General features: G+C 59.8%; 10 protein-coding genes and 1 tRNA gene. All 11 read right to left on the bottom strand.

The window, feature by feature from the left end; genetic code table 11:
• Window positions 1-11: 11 nt before the first annotated feature.
• The 11 genes from N4J17_RS10725 to N4J17_RS10675 all read right to left on the bottom strand — a co-directional run bounded on the left by N4J17_RS10725 (window position 12) and on the right by N4J17_RS10675 (window position 13,554).
• The gene (locus N4J17_RS10725; RefSeq protein ID WP_198323517.1) at window positions 12-581 is read right to left on the bottom strand and encodes an ATP-dependent zinc protease family protein; all 570 of its coding nucleotides are present in this window, start codon (window positions 579-581) and stop codon (window positions 12-14) included.
• Window positions 582-714: 133 nt separating this feature from the next.
• Window positions 715-1,335, bottom strand: coding sequence for a c-type cytochrome (locus N4J17_RS10720; RefSeq protein ID WP_198323516.1), 621 nt, complete (start codon window positions 1,333-1,335; stop codon window positions 715-717).
• A 168-nt stretch (window positions 1,336-1,503) separates the two neighbouring features.
• Window positions 1,504-5,694, bottom strand: a complete 4,191-nt coding sequence (gene rpoC / locus N4J17_RS10715) for a DNA-directed RNA polymerase subunit beta' (protein ID WP_277458414.1) — start codon at window positions 5,692-5,694, stop codon at window positions 1,504-1,506.
• A gap of 77 nt (window positions 5,695-5,771) precedes the next feature.
• Window positions 5,772-9,848 (bottom strand): DNA-directed RNA polymerase subunit beta, encoded by a 4,077-nt coding sequence (rpoB, locus tag N4J17_RS10710; protein ID WP_198323514.1) that lies wholly within the window; start codon window positions 9,846-9,848, stop codon window positions 5,772-5,774.
• Between the two features lie 261 nt (window positions 9,849-10,109).
• Complete coding sequence (gene rplL, locus N4J17_RS10705) at window positions 10,110-10,487, bottom strand: 50S ribosomal protein L7/L12 (protein ID WP_198323513.1); 378 nt, start codon at window positions 10,485-10,487, stop codon at window positions 10,110-10,112.
• A 39-nt stretch (window positions 10,488-10,526) separates the two neighbouring features.
• On the bottom strand, window positions 10,527-11,054 hold the full coding sequence (gene rplJ, locus N4J17_RS10700; protein ID WP_198323512.1) for a 50S ribosomal protein L10: 528 nt from the start codon (window positions 11,052-11,054) through the stop codon (window positions 10,527-10,529).
• A gap of 216 nt (window positions 11,055-11,270) precedes the next feature.
• The gene (rplA, locus tag N4J17_RS10695; protein ID WP_198323511.1) at window positions 11,271-11,966 is read right to left on the bottom strand and encodes a 50S ribosomal protein L1; all 696 of its coding nucleotides are present in this window, start codon (window positions 11,964-11,966) and stop codon (window positions 11,271-11,273) included.
• Window positions 11,966-12,397: a 50S ribosomal protein L11 gene (gene rplK / locus N4J17_RS10690; RefSeq protein ID WP_198323510.1), complete on the bottom strand. Its 432-nt coding sequence runs from the start codon at window positions 12,395-12,397 to the stop codon at window positions 11,966-11,968. The genes rplA and rplK overlap by 1 nt, the downstream gene beginning before the upstream one ends.
• A gap of 98 nt (window positions 12,398-12,495) precedes the next feature.
• The gene (gene nusG, locus N4J17_RS10685) at window positions 12,496-13,029 is read right to left on the bottom strand and encodes a transcription termination/antitermination protein NusG (protein ID WP_198323509.1); all 534 of its coding nucleotides are present in this window, start codon (window positions 13,027-13,029) and stop codon (window positions 12,496-12,498) included.
• Window positions 13,030-13,042: 13 nt separating this feature from the next.
• The gene (gene secE, locus N4J17_RS10680; RefSeq protein ID WP_198323508.1) at window positions 13,043-13,417 is read right to left on the bottom strand and encodes a preprotein translocase subunit SecE; all 375 of its coding nucleotides are present in this window, start codon (window positions 13,415-13,417) and stop codon (window positions 13,043-13,045) included.
• Between the two features lie 61 nt (window positions 13,418-13,478).
• Window positions 13,479-13,554 (bottom strand) — tRNA-Trp (locus tag N4J17_RS10675).
• Between the last annotated feature and the right edge of the window lie 23 nt (window positions 13,555-13,577).

Below are 13,577 nucleotides of genomic sequence, written 5' to 3'. Positions count from 1 at the left end.
GTCATCTGCCCTCAGCGGCTTCCATTCGTGGGCGAAGGGGCTGGAGTGACGCCCCCCTTGCCCCGCTGGTTGCAAGGGTCGCCTTCCGCCTTGAAAATGAACGTTTCTCCCGCATCGACCACTGCGACATCACTCAGAAAACTGCGGCCGAGCAACAGGGGATAGTTGAAATTGCTGCGATCCACCAGGGTGAATTCGGTCTCGTATTCCCGCCCGTTCTTACATAATGTCAAGGTGACCACCTCGCGCTTCGATGCCCCTTTGTGGCGCTCCTTGATGTAAACGGTACGCTCCAGGGGCCTTTCGACGACAACGGTTTTATCGTCATCCTCGCTTTCCAGGGTGAATCGGACCCATTCCCGTCCGTCCCGGTTGAATCGGTGGATATTGTTCGAGTGCAGCGCTGAAGTCTTTGCACCGGTATCCAGCTTGGCCGTCAGGCGGAGATTCCACGGCAGCAGAAACACCGACTCCAACCAGCCCATGACGACCTTGTCTTTCGGTTTCGGCGCGTCGCCGGCATGGGCAACGGCACTGACCAGTCCCAACAAGAAGGCGATCCCAGTACGATGAAGTTTCATGACCCATACCCGATCCAGTAACACAAAGCGGATTCGAAGTCTTAAATGGTATGTTCTGCCTCCCAGGCAATCGACGAAAAACGGCCCACCGGTTTCCCCAGTGAGCCGTCGTCCGAGTTGGCGGAAGTACCGGTCAGTCGTCCTGAACGACCGACAGCCCGCGAGCCTGGCTCGAGTAGTAAGCGGCCAGGTCGTGAATGTCTTCTTTGGAAAGCGCACCGGCCAGACCGTTCATGATGGCATTCTTGCGATTGCCGCTCTTGTAATCTTCGAGTGCTTTCATCAGGTAGCTTTCATACTGACCGGCGAGGCGAGGGTTGGGACTCTCGCCGTTGCCGTCCTCCCCGTGGCAGCCACCGCAGCCGCTGGTTTCCGCCTTCTTCTTGCCGTTGGCTACGTTGCCGGTCACGGCGTTCTTGACGTTGATGGCCCGAAAACCTGCGACATAAGCGGCGATGTCCCGCAGGTCTTTGTCGGAAAGCGAAACCGCATTGCCTTCCATGCTTCCGTGCTGCCGCGCTCCCGAGGCGTAGGCCTTGAGCGAGGACACCACGTAATCCTCGTGCTGCCCTGCCAGCTTGGGCACCTGATAGGTGGGATAGGTATTGGAGTAACCTTCGATGCCATGACACCCGGCACAGGTGTAGAACTTTTCCTTTCCCGACATGCGGTCTCCCTCCGCCGATACCGCCCCGCTGCCGACCATTCCGGCTAGTCCGGCGACCGCAACCTTCCACAGAATATGGTATTTCATGATGCTGAATACTCCCCAGTGACTAATCGATCCGAACGCCGGGCAACTCCCGGCCACGCGCCAGACACGCGCCCCGGCAAGTCGGCGTATGGTACCGGTTTCCGGGAATTTGACAACCGCGGCAACCGGGAGGATGCGTCTGCTTCCTCCCGGCCTCAGCCGATTCGGTCAGAGGCTGAACGCTTGTTTCAGCGCCTCTTCCACCTCTGCCGTATCAATGGTCTGGGTTTCGGCCTCCGTCACTTCACCGAGCTTCGCCCTTTCTTTACGCTCTGCATGGTAGGCCAGACCGGTTCCCGCGGGGATCAGACGTCCCACGATGACGTTCTCCTTCAGGCCCTGCAAACGGTCGGTGGATCCCCGGATCGCCGCCTCCGTCAGCACGCGCGTGGTTTCCTGGAACGATGCCGCAGAAATGAACGACTCGGTGCTCAAGGATGCCTTGGTGATGCCCAGCAGCACTGGTTCATAACACGCAGGTACCTTCCCCTCCGCCTCCAGACGGTCGTTCTCTTCCAAGAGCCGTGACCGGTCCACCTGCTCACCCCGCAGGAAGCTGGAATCGCCGGGGTCGGTGATTTCCACTTTGCGCAGCATCTGGCGGATGATCACCTCGATGTGCTTGTCGTTGATCTTCACGCCCTGCAGCCGATAAACGTCCTGGATTTCCTTGACCAGGTATGAAGCCAGCTCGGCGGTGCCGCGCAGGCGCAGGATGTCGTGCGGCGTCAGCTCACCCTCGGCGATGGTTTCGCCCTGTTCCACGTGCTCGCCCTCGAATACCGTGATATTGCGCCATTTCGGCACCATCACCTCGTGCTGCTCGCCACTCGCATCGGTGATGATGAGGCGGCGCTTGCCCTTGGTTTCCTTGCCGAACGAAACCGTGCCGGTCGCCTCGGCCAGGATGGCGGGATCCTTGGTCTTGCGCGCTTCGAACAGATCCGCGACACGCGGCAGACCACCGGTGATGTCGCGCGTCTTGCTGGACTCCTGAGGAATTCTCGCGAGCACGTCACCGACTTCGACCAGGTCGCCGTCACGGATGCCGATGATCGCTCCGGCCGGCAGGAAGTACTGCGCGGTGATTTCGGTCGAAGGGATGAAGATGTCGTTGCCCTCCTCGTCCACCAGCTTGACCAGCGGCCGCAACTCCTTGCCCGCGCCGCCACGCTGCTTGGGATCGATGACCACCATCGAGCTCAAGCCGGTCATTTCGTCGGACTGTTCACGCACGGTCACGCCCTCGACGAAATCGATGAGCTTGGCGCGGCCTCGGACTTCAGAGATGACCGGATGGGTATGCGGATCCCAGTTCACCACGATCTGGCCGGCCTTGACGGCGCCACCTTCCCGCACCGACAGGACCGCTCCATAGGGAATCTTGTAGCGCTCGCGCTCGCGGCCGTGTTCGTCGATCACGCTGATTTCGCCGGAACGCGAAACCGCGACCAGTGCATTGTCCCGGTTGACCACGGTCTTGAGGTTGGTCAGCCGGATCTGACCGCTCGACTTCACCTCAACGTTGCTGATCGCCGCCGACCGCGAGGCCGCGCCGCCGATGTGGAAGGTACGCATGGTGAGCTGCGTGCCCGGCTCGCCGATCGACTGCGCCGCGATCACCCCGATCGCTTCACCAATGTTGACCTTGTGCCCCCGCCCGAGGTCACGCCCGTAACAGGATGCGCAGACCCCGTAACGGGTCTTACAGGTGATGACGGAACGTACTCGGACGTTGTCGACACCGTGTTGCTCAAGCAGCTGCACGGCCCGTTCGTCCAACATCGAACCGGCTTCGAGCAGCGCTTCTCCGCTTGCGGGATCGATCGCATGCTCGGCCAGCACCCGCCCCAGCACCCGCTCCGCCAGCGGCTCGACCACGTCTCCGCCTTCGATCAAGGGAGCCATTTGCAGGCCATCCGTCGTCCCACAGTCATCTTCGGTAATTACCAGATCCTGAGCGACGTCTACCAGGCGGCGGGTCAAGTATCCGGAGTTGGCCGTCTTGAGCGCGGTGTCGGCGAGACCCTTCCGCGCGCCGTGGGTCGAAATGAAGTACTGCAATACCGTCAAGCCTTCCCGGAAATTCGCAGTGATCGGCGTCTCGATGATCGACCCGTCCGGCTTGGCCATCAGGCCACGCATGCCGGCCAGCTGGCGGATCTGCGCCGCCGAACCACGGGCACCGGAATCGGCCATCATGAAGATCGAGTTGAATGACTTCTGCGTGATGATCTCGCCGTTTTCGCCGACGACCTCGTCGACGCCGAGTCCCTCCATCATCACTTTGGCCACCTGGTCGTTGGCATGCGACCAGATGTCGACGACTTTGTTATAGCGTTCGCCGTCGGTCACGAGACCCGAGGCGAACTGGTTCTGGATTTCCTTCACCTCGCGTTCCGCGGCCTGGATGATCTCGTTCTTGCGGGCGGGAATCTCCATGTCTTCGACGCCGAACGACACACCCGCCCTCGTCGCGTGGGAAAAGCCGAGATACATCAGTTGATCGGCGAAAATGACGCTGGCCTTGATGCCCAGGGTACGATAGGCGTGGTTGATCAGGCGGGAAATGGCCTTCTTGGTCATGTCGACGTTGACCATCTCGAACGGTATGCCTTCCGGAACGATGTTCCAGATCAGCGCGCGCCCCACGGTGGTCTGGACCCGCTTCGTCGTCTCGGTGCGCTCCCCACCCTCGCCCAGCACGACTTCCCGCAAACGGACCGTCACCTTGGCATGCAAGTCGACGGCACCATTGAGGAACGCCCGCTCGGCCTCGTCAACGCTCGCAAAAATCATGCCCTCGCCTTTAGCGAAAGATCGCTCCCGACTCATGTAATATAGACCCATGACGACGTCCTGGGTCGGATTGATGATGGGTTCCCCGTTGGCCGGCGACAGGATGTTGTTGGTCGCCATCATCAAGGAACGGGCTTCGAGCTGCGCCTCCAGCGAAAGCGGCACGTGCACGGCCATCTGGTCGCCGTCGAAGTCAGCGTTGAATGCGGTGCACACCAGGGGGTGCAGCTGGATCGCCTTGCCTTCGATCAGAGTCGGTTCGAACGCCTGGATACCGAGCCGGTGCAGAGTCGGCGCACGGTTGAGCATGACCGGATGTTCGCGGATCACTTCGTCCAGGATGTCCCAGACCTCGGGCGCCTCCCGCTCCACCATTTTCTTGGCCGCCTTGATGGTGGTGGCGAGGCCGCGGAACTGCAACTTGCTGAAGATGAATGGCTTGAACAGCTCCAGCGCCATCTTCTTGGGAAGGCCGCACTGGTGCAGGCGCAAGGTCGGGCCCACCACAATCACGGAGCGGCCGGAGTAGTCCACGCGCTTGCCCAGGAGGTTCTGGCGGAAACGCCCTTGCTTGCCCTTGATCATGTCGGCCAAAGACTTCAGCGGTCGCTTGTTCGAACCGGTGATCGCGCGGCCGCGGCGGCCGTTGTCCAGCAACGCATCGACCGATTCCTGCAGCATGCGCTTCTCGTTGCGCACGATGATGTCGGGCGCGTTGAGATCGAGCAGCCGTTTGAGACGGTTGTTACGGTTGATGACGCGGCGGTACAAGTCGTTGAGATCGCTGGTGGCGAAGCGGCCGCCGTCCAGCGGCACCAGCGGACGCAGGTCCGGCGGCAGCACCGGCAGCACGGTGAGGATCATCCACTCCGGCCGGTTGTTGGAGGCCAGCATCGATTCGATCGCCTTCAACCGCTTGGTGTACTTCTTGATCTTGGTCTCGGAGTTGGTGCCGTTGATTTCCTCCCGCAACTGCGCGACCTCGGCGTGGAGATCCATGGTGCGCAGCAGTTCGCGGATGGCTTCGGCACCCATCTTGGCGGTGAACTCATCGTCGTATTGTTCGACCAGCTTCTGATATTCCTCTTCGCCGAGCAGCTGTCCCCGGCTGAGCGGCGTCATGCCCGGATCGATCACGACATAGGATTCGAAATAGAGTACCCGTTCGATTTCGCGCAACTGCATGTCGAGCAGCAGCGCAATACGCGACGGCAGTGACTTGAGGAACCAGATATGGGCAACGGGACTGGCCAGCTCGATGTGCCCCATGCGTTCACGCCGCACCTTGGAAAGGGTGACTTCCACGCCGCATTTTTCGCAGATCACGCCCCGGTGCTTGAGGCGTTTATACTTGCCGCACAAGCATTCGTAGTCGCTCACCGGTCCGAAGATCTTGGCGCAGAACAGACCGTCACGCTCCGGTTTGAAAGTCCGGTAGTTGATGGTCTCGGGCTTTTTCACCTCGCCGTAGGACCAGGAACGGATCATGTCGGGCGATGCCAGGCTGATGCGGATCGCATCGAACTCTTCGCTTTGCGTCTGGCGCTTCAGAAAATTGATCAAATCTTTCACGTAAATCTCCCAGTCATCAATTCGGAAGGCAGCCGCGAACGGCTGCCTGCTGCGCGGAGCGGCGATCAGTCCTGCTCGAGCTCGATGTTGATTCCGAGCGAACGGATCTCTTTGATCAAGACGTTGAACGACTCGGGCATGGCGGCCTCCATGCGGTGATCACCGTCGACGATGTTCTTGTACATCTTGGTCCTGCCATTCACGTCGTCAGATTTCACCGTCAGCATCTCCTGCAGGGTATAGGCGGCACCGTAGGCTTCCAGTGCCCACACTTCCATTTCGCCGAAACGCTGTCCACCGAACTGTGCCTTGCCACCCAGCGGCTGCTGGGTCACCAGACTGTACGGACCGGTGGAACGCGCGTGCATCTTGTCGTCGACCAGATGATTGAGTTTAAGCATGTACATGTAACCGACGGTCACCGGACGGTCGAACACCTCGCCGGTGCGCCCGTCGAACAAAGTCGCCTGACCGCTTTCGGGAAGATCGGCCAGCCGCAGCATGGCCTTGATGTCTTCCTCGGTGGCTCCGTCGAACACGGGGGTTGCCATCGGCACACCGTCCTGCAGATTACCAGCGAGCTCCAGCACCTCGGCATCGCTCAGACTGGCGATGTCCTCCTGACGGCCACTCACGTTGTACACCTGGGTGAGAAAAGACCTGATCTCTTCGATCTTGGCCTTGGCCTCCAGCATCCGCCCGATCTTCAGGCCCACACCCTTGGCCGCCCAGCCGAGATGGGTCTCGAGCACCTGGCCTACGTTCATGCGCGAAGGCACGCCCAGCGGATTCAGCACGATGTCAACAGGCGTACCGTCAGCCGAATACGGCATGTCTTCCACCGGTACGATGCGGGAAATCACACCTTTGTTCCCGTGGCGGCCGGCCATCTTGTCACCCGGCTGAATGCGACGCTTGACCGCCAGGTACACCTTCACCATCTTGAGCACGCCTGGAGCGAGATCGTCGCCCATGGTGATCTTGCGGCGCTTCTCCTCGAGCCGCTTGGCGATCTCCTCGCGCTGCTGAGCAATCTGCTCGGCAATCGCTTCGATCTGAAGATTGATGTCTTCGTCCTGCAGCCGGATTTCCAGCCACTGGGCAGGCTTGATCGAATCCAGGTATTCCCGGGTGATGGTGGCGCCGCGCTTCAAACCGGCCGGTCCCATGTCGGCGACCTTGCCCAGAACCATCTGTTCGGCACGCTGGTAGAAGTCCTTCTCGATGATACGGAGCTGATCGTTCAGGTCCTTGCGAACCCTTTCGATCTCGGCTTCCTCGATCTGGCGGGCGCGCTCATCCTTTTTCACACCGTCGCGGGTGAAGACCTGCACGTCAATGACCGTGCCGTCCATGCCGGACGGTACGCGCAGCGACGTGTCCTTCACGTCCGATGCCTTCTCACCGAAGATCGCCCGCAGCAGTTTTTCTTCGGGCGTGAGCTGGGTTTCGCCCTTGGGCGTCACCTTACCCACCAGGATGTCGCCAGCCTTGACCTCGGCGCCGATGTAGACGATACCCGACTCGTCCAGCTTGGCCAGCGCGGCCTCCCCGACGTTCGGAATGTCGGCAGTGATTTCCTCGGGCCCCAGCTTGGTGTCGCGCGCGACGCAGGTCTTTTCCTCGATATGGATCGTGGTGAAACGGTCGTCCTGCACCACTCGCTCCGAAATCAGAATCGAGTCTTCGAAGTTGTAGCCGTTCCAGGGCATGAATGCGACCAGCAGATTCTGGCCCAGCGCCAGTTCGCCCATGTCGGTCGAGGGACCATCCGCCAGCACGTCGTTGCGGGCCACCACGTCTCCCGGCTTCACCAAAGGCTTCTGGTTGATGCAGGTGTTCTGGTTGGAACGGGTGTATTTGGTCAGGTTGTAGATGTCCACGCCCGGTACACCCGCCTCGGTCTCCTCGTCGTTCACCCGGACCACGATGCGGCTGGCGTCCACGAATTCGACCGTTCCACCCCGCTTGGCAACGACCGCCACGCCGGAATCGCGGGCGACGATACGTTCCATGCCGGTGCCGACCAAAGGCTTTTCCGTACGCAGCGTCGGAACGGCCTGCCGCTGCATGTTCGAGCCCATCAAGGCGCGGTTGGCGTCATCGTGTTCGAGGAAGGGGATCAACGAAGCCGCGACCGACACGATCTGTTTCGACGACACGTCCATGTAGTTGATGTTTTCCCGCGACGCCAAGGTGAATTCATCCTTGTGGCGGCACGAAACCAGTTCATCCTTGAGCATACCGTTTTCGTCGACCGAGGCGCTGGCCTGGGCGATGTAGTACTGGCCCTCCTCAATGGCCGATAAATACTCGATCTCGTCGGTCACGCGGCCGTCGATCACCTTTCGGTAGGGAGTCTCCAGAAAACCGTATTCGTTGGTACGCGCATAGACGGCGAGCGAGTTGATCAGGCCGATATTCGGACCTTCGGGCGTTTCGATCGGACAGACCCGGCCGTAGTGCGTGGTATGCACGTCACGCACCTCGAAGCCAGCGCGCTCACGCGCCAGCCCCCCCGGTCCCAGAGCCGACACGCGGCGCTTGTGAGTGACCTCCGACAGCGGATTGTTCTGATCCATGAACTGCGAGAGCTGGCTCGAACCGAAGAACTCTTTGATGGAAGCTGCCACCGGCTTGGCGTTGATGATTTCCTGTGGCATCAGGCCGTCGGCATCGGGTAGCGACAGACGCTCCTTCACCGCCCGTTCGACCCGGACCAGACCGAGCCGGAACTGGTTCTCCACCATCTCACCCACGGACCGGACGCGGCGGTTGCCCAGGTGGTCGATATCATCGACGGTACCCCCGCCGTTGCGGATGTTGATCAGCTCCTTCAGCACCGCGATGATGTCATCGTTTTCCAGCACACCAGGGCCGGTCGGATCGGTCCGTCCCAAGCGCCGGTTGAATTTCATCCGACCGACGGCGGACAGATCGTAGCGTTCGGCCGAGAAAAACAGATTCTCGAACAGAGTCTGAGCGGCTTCCTTGGTCGGCGGTTCGCCCGGGCGCATCATGCGGTAGATTTCCACCAGGGCATCGAGCTGAGTCTCGGTCAGGTCGATGCGCATGGTGTTGGAAATGTATGGGCCGCGGTCGAGATCGTTCACGTAGAGGGTACGGATCTCAGGGATGCCTGCGGCGACGAGGCGCGCATAGACGTCCTCTGTAATCTCCTGATTCACCTTGGCAATGAGCTCACCCGTCGAGGTATCCACGACATTGTGCGCAAGCACCTTGCCATACAGGTAGTCCTTGGGAACATCGAGAAGAGTCACATTCTCTTTTTGCAGCATCCGGATGTGACGCGCTGTGATCCGGTGATCCTTCTCGACCACGATCTGATCGCCAAGCCGGATATCGAAGCTGGCGATATCGCCGCGCAGCCGCTCGGGAATCAATTCCAACTGTATGCCGCTGGGCGTGAGCAGGAAACGGTTGGTATCGAAAAACTCAGCAATGATCTGTTCGTTGTCATAACCCAGGGCACGCAGCAGCACCGTGGCAGGCAGCTTGCGACGCCGGTCGATACGGACGTAAACGCAGTCCTTGTGGTCGAACTCGAAATCCAGCCAGGAGCCGCGGTAGGGAATGATTCTGGCATTGAACAGCAGCTTTCCGGAAGAATGGGTCTTACCCCGGTCATGGTCGAAAAACACGCCGGGCGACCGGTGCAGCTGGGAAACGATCACCCGCTCCGTGCCGTTGATGACGAAAGTACCGTTATCGGTCATGAGCGGAATTTCGCCCATGTAGATCTCCTGCTCCTTGATGTCCTTGACGACCTTGGCACTCACCGGCGCATCCTTGTCATAGACAACCAGACGGACGAGCACGCGGAGCGGGGCTGCATAGGTGGTTCCACGCTGCTGGCATTCCTTGACGTCGAACACCGGATCACCCAAGCGATAGCTCACATATTCGAGCACGATGTTGCCGGAATGGCTCTTGATCGGGAAAACCGACTTCAACGCCGCGTGCAAGCCTTCGTCGCTCCTGGCGGCGGGCTGCTTGTCGAGTTGCAAAAACCGCCGGTACGAGTCAACCTGTGTCGCCAGAAGATAGGGGACCTCCAGCACGTCCTGGCGCTTTCCGAAACTCTTGCGAATTCGTTTTTTCTCGGTAAACGAGTAAGCCATGTTGGTTCCTGACCTGAGTTTGGTTTGCTTGAAATATCGTGAGCCTGAAGCCTCCGGGAGGCTGCGCCGGCAGTATCGGGGATATGCCTTGGCTCGTTATCGGATTGCCACGTGTGATACGGAGGACGGCATGGACGGATGTTCGGAGTCCACAAGGTAACCGATTCCGTAACAATCCGCAAACGCCGAAAGGCCGGCAGCGCAACGCTGCCAGCCTGAATCGAAGCTCTTTCCTAAAAGGAGCGGGTGCGCAACGTTTCGTTACTTGACGTCAACGGCCGCGCCGGCTTCTTCCAGCTTCTTCTTGATCTCCTCTGCCTCGGCCTTGGAAATGCCTTCCTTGACGGTGGAGGGGACACCCTCGACCAAGTCTTTTGCTTCCTTCAGCCCCAGGCCGGTGATCTCGCGAATCGCCTTGATCACGTTGACCTTGTTGGCACCGAAGCTGGTCATGACGACGTCAAACTCGGTCTTTTCTTCGACCGCGGGTGCCGCGGCGCCCGCCGCAACCGGCGCCACGGCGACTGCCGCCGCCGCAGACACACCGAACTTCTCTTCCATGGCCGAAATGAGATCCACGATCTCCATGACGGTCATGTTGGAAATAGTCTCAAGGATATCTTCTTTGGAAACTGCCATTGTCATTTCTCCGAAATTTCTTTCTGCCGGACCTACGGGTTACGCGGCCTGCTTCTGATCCCGAACCGCCGCCACGGTACGCACGAGCTTCGCGTGCGGCTCCGCCAGGGTACGGACGAACTTTTCGATCGGCGCCTTCATCGTGCCCATCAGCATGCTGATCGCCTGCTCGCGGTTCGGCAGTGAAGCCAAACGCTCGAGCTCGGAAGGACCATATTGTTTGCCGCCGACCGCCACCAACTTCACGACGAGCTTGTCGTTGGTCTTGGCGAACGCGCTGACTATGCGGGCCGCGGAGCCCGGATCCTCAAGGGAGAACGCGAGAATCAAGGGTCCAACCAGGCCGTCCTGCATGCACTCGAAACTCGTGCCTTCGACGGCCTTGCGCGCCAAGGTATTCTTGACGACACGCAGGTAAACCCCGGATTCACGCGCCTGCTTGCGGAGTTGCGTCAGAGCGGAGACGCTCAGCCCCCGGTATTCCGCCGCAACTGCAGAGTGCGCTCGGGCGGCAACGGCTGCAACCTCGGCGACGACCGCTTTCTTGTCATCGAGTCTCAGTGCCACTCGTTACCTCCAGAAAAACTGAATAGTTTTGGGAAACCATTCAGAGCCATGCCACCCCGACCGAAGCCGGGGGCTCTCATAACGGCTCCTTTCGCCGAAACTCGGCTTCAGTCACCGTCTGCGCAGGCTGGACAGATTAAGTGCTCAAGGCACGCCTGCGGTCTTTGACGATCACCGGAAACCCGGCAACCCAAAGTCAGATAATTTGTTGCTGGATTATGCGGCCAGCGTGTTCTGGTCAACTGTCAAGCCCGGCCCCATGGTCGAAGATACGGTGATCTTCTTAACATACACGCCCTTCGAAGAGCTCGGCTTGAGTTTCTTCAGATCCGCCAGCAAAGCCTCCAGGTTTTCCTTCAGCGCCGATGGCTCGAAGCTGATCTTGCCGATCGTGCAATGAATGATGCCCTTCTTGTCGGTACGGTAGCGGACCTGACCGGCCTTCGCATTCTTGACCGCCGTAGCAACGTCCGGAGTGACGGTACCGGTCTTGGGGTTGGGCATCAGGCCGCGCGGACCGAGGATCTGGCCCAACTGGCCGACGACGCGCATGGCATCCGGCGCCGCGATGACGACGTCGAAATTGAGCTCGCCAGCCTTCACCTGGGCGCCCAGATCGTCCATGCCGACGATATCCGCCCCTGCTGCCAAGGCGGCCTCGGCATTCGCACCCTGAGCGAAAACCGCCACCCGAACCGATTTACCGGTTCCATGGGGGAGTACGGTCGCACCGCGGACAGCCTGATCGGATTTACGCGGATCCACGCCGAGATTCACGGCAACGTCCACCGACTCGACGAACTTGACGGAACTGACCGATTTCAGCACCTCGAACGCCTCATCGATCGGATACACTTTGCCAGACTGAACCTTGTCCTTGATCGACTTGAGCCGCTTGGTCAAACGAGCCATCACACCCCCTCCACAATCAAACCCATGCTGGCCGCGCTGCCGGCAATCGTGCGTAGGGCTGCGTCCATGTCCGCCGCCGTCAAATCCGGCATCTTCATCTTGGCGATTTCTTCCAACTGGGCCCTTGTGACCGTCCCGACCTTATCGGTGTTCGGTTTGGAACTTCCGGACTTCAACCCGAGCGCCTTCTTCAGCAGCACAGAAGCCGGTGGTGTCTTGGTGATGAAAGTAAAACTGCGGTCCGCATACACCGTGATGACCACTGGAAGCGGCAAGCCCTTCTCGACGTTCTGGGTCTGGGCATTGAATGCCTTGCAGAATTCCATGATGTTGACGCCGCGCTGGCCGAGTGCTGGACCGACCGGCGGGCTCGGATTGGCCTCGCCGGCCTTGACTTGAAGCTTGATGTAACCGGTTATTTTCTTTGCCATTCTTGACTCCTATGGGTACGAACGCCTGTCACGGCTCCCCGAAAATAAAAAGGGCTCGCAGCGCCTGCCACGGCCCCGTCTATCAAAAAATGCCTGGCTTAGCCTTTTTCGACCTGCCCGAATTCGAGCTCTACAGGCGTGGATCGTCCAAAAATCAGGACGGACACTCTGAGCTTGCTCTTTTCGTAATTGACTTCCTCGACGACACCATTGAAGTCCTTGAACGGGCCGTCGATGACGCGGACAACTTCGCCGACCTCGTAAAGCACCTTGTGCTTGGGTTTCTTGACCCCTTCCTCCACGCGGGCCAAGATCGCTTCCGCTTCTGCATCACTGATCGGCGCGGGATGGTCTGGCGTCCCCCCGACGAAACCCAGTACGCGCGGAACGTCGCGCACCAGATGCCAGGTATCGTCGTTCAACTCCATCTGGACCAGGACATACCCCGGAAAGAATTTCCGCTCGCCTTTGCGCTGCTGGCCCTGCCGCATCTCTAGCACCTCTTCGGTTGGCACCAGGATCTTGCCGAAATAACGCTCCAGCCCGGCCCGGGCTATCCGCTCCTCCAGAGAGCGCTTGACGCGGTTTTCAAAATTAGAGTATGCCTGGATCACGTACCAGCGTAGCGCCACGATCGCCCCCTTGCTATCCGGTGATCGAGGTGATTGCCCAAAACAGGAGCATATCGAGCAGCCAGAGAAAAATTCCGACGAAAAACACCAGCGCGACCACCATCAAAGTAGCCTGAGCCGCCTCCTGCCTCGTCGGCCAAACCACTTTTCGGACCTCGATGCGCGACTCGCGGAAAAACTCGAGCAGCGCGCGCCCCTTGGCCGTCGCCGAAATCAAAGCGGCCGCGGCAATGCCCGATCCGACGACTCCCAGCGTACGATAGACGATGGAATAATCGACGAAATAATAGTATGCGACGATGCCTGCGACTAGAAATACCAGCGCAAGAACGAGCTTGACGGTATCCAGACCGGAAGCACCGGACTCCGAAGTAGTTTGAGTAGACATGCGCCGGATCGTTATGAAAACAACAGAGGGCGCCCCTTAGACAGGCGCCCGCATCATGTAGTGGCAGGCCAGGAGGGGCTCGAACCCCCAACCTGCGGTTTTGGAGACCGCTGCTCTACCAATTGAGCTACTGACCTAGATTTCCGGGAGTGGGCAGCCT

Origin of the sequence: Methylococcus capsulatus (genome assembly GCF_036864975.1) — a bacterium.
In the GTDB taxonomy this organism is placed as follows: Bacteria; Pseudomonadota; Gammaproteobacteria; order Methylococcales; family Methylococcaceae; genus Methylococcus.
This window is presented reverse-complemented; position numbering and strand designations above follow the sequence as displayed.

Excerpts from the sequence above, each read along its gene's own strand:
- N4J17_RS10720 (WP_198323516.1), bottom strand. The coding sequence starts at position 1,335 with ATGAAATACCATATTCTGTGGAAGGTTGCGGTCGCCGGACTAGCCGGA.
- rplL (WP_198323513.1), bottom strand. The coding sequence starts at position 10,487 with ATGGCAGTTTCCAAAGAAGATATCCTTGAGACTATTTCCAACATGACC.
- N4J17_RS10725 (WP_198323517.1), bottom strand. The coding sequence starts at position 581 with ATGAAACTTCATCGTACTGGGATCGCCTTCTTGTTGGGACTGGTCAGT.
- rpoB (WP_198323514.1), bottom strand. The coding sequence starts at position 9,848 with ATGGCTTACTCGTTTACCGAGAAAAAACGAATTCGCAAGAGTTTCGGA.
- secE (WP_198323508.1), bottom strand. The coding sequence starts at position 13,417 with ATGTCTACTCAAACTACTTCGGAGTCCGGTGCTTCCGGTCTGGATACC.
- rplA (WP_198323511.1), bottom strand. The coding sequence starts at position 11,966 with ATGGCTCGTTTGACCAAGCGGCTCAAGTCGATCAAGGACAAGGTTCAG.
- rplK (WP_198323510.1), bottom strand. The coding sequence starts at position 12,397 with ATGGCAAAGAAAATAACCGGTTACATCAAGCTTCAAGTCAAGGCCGGC.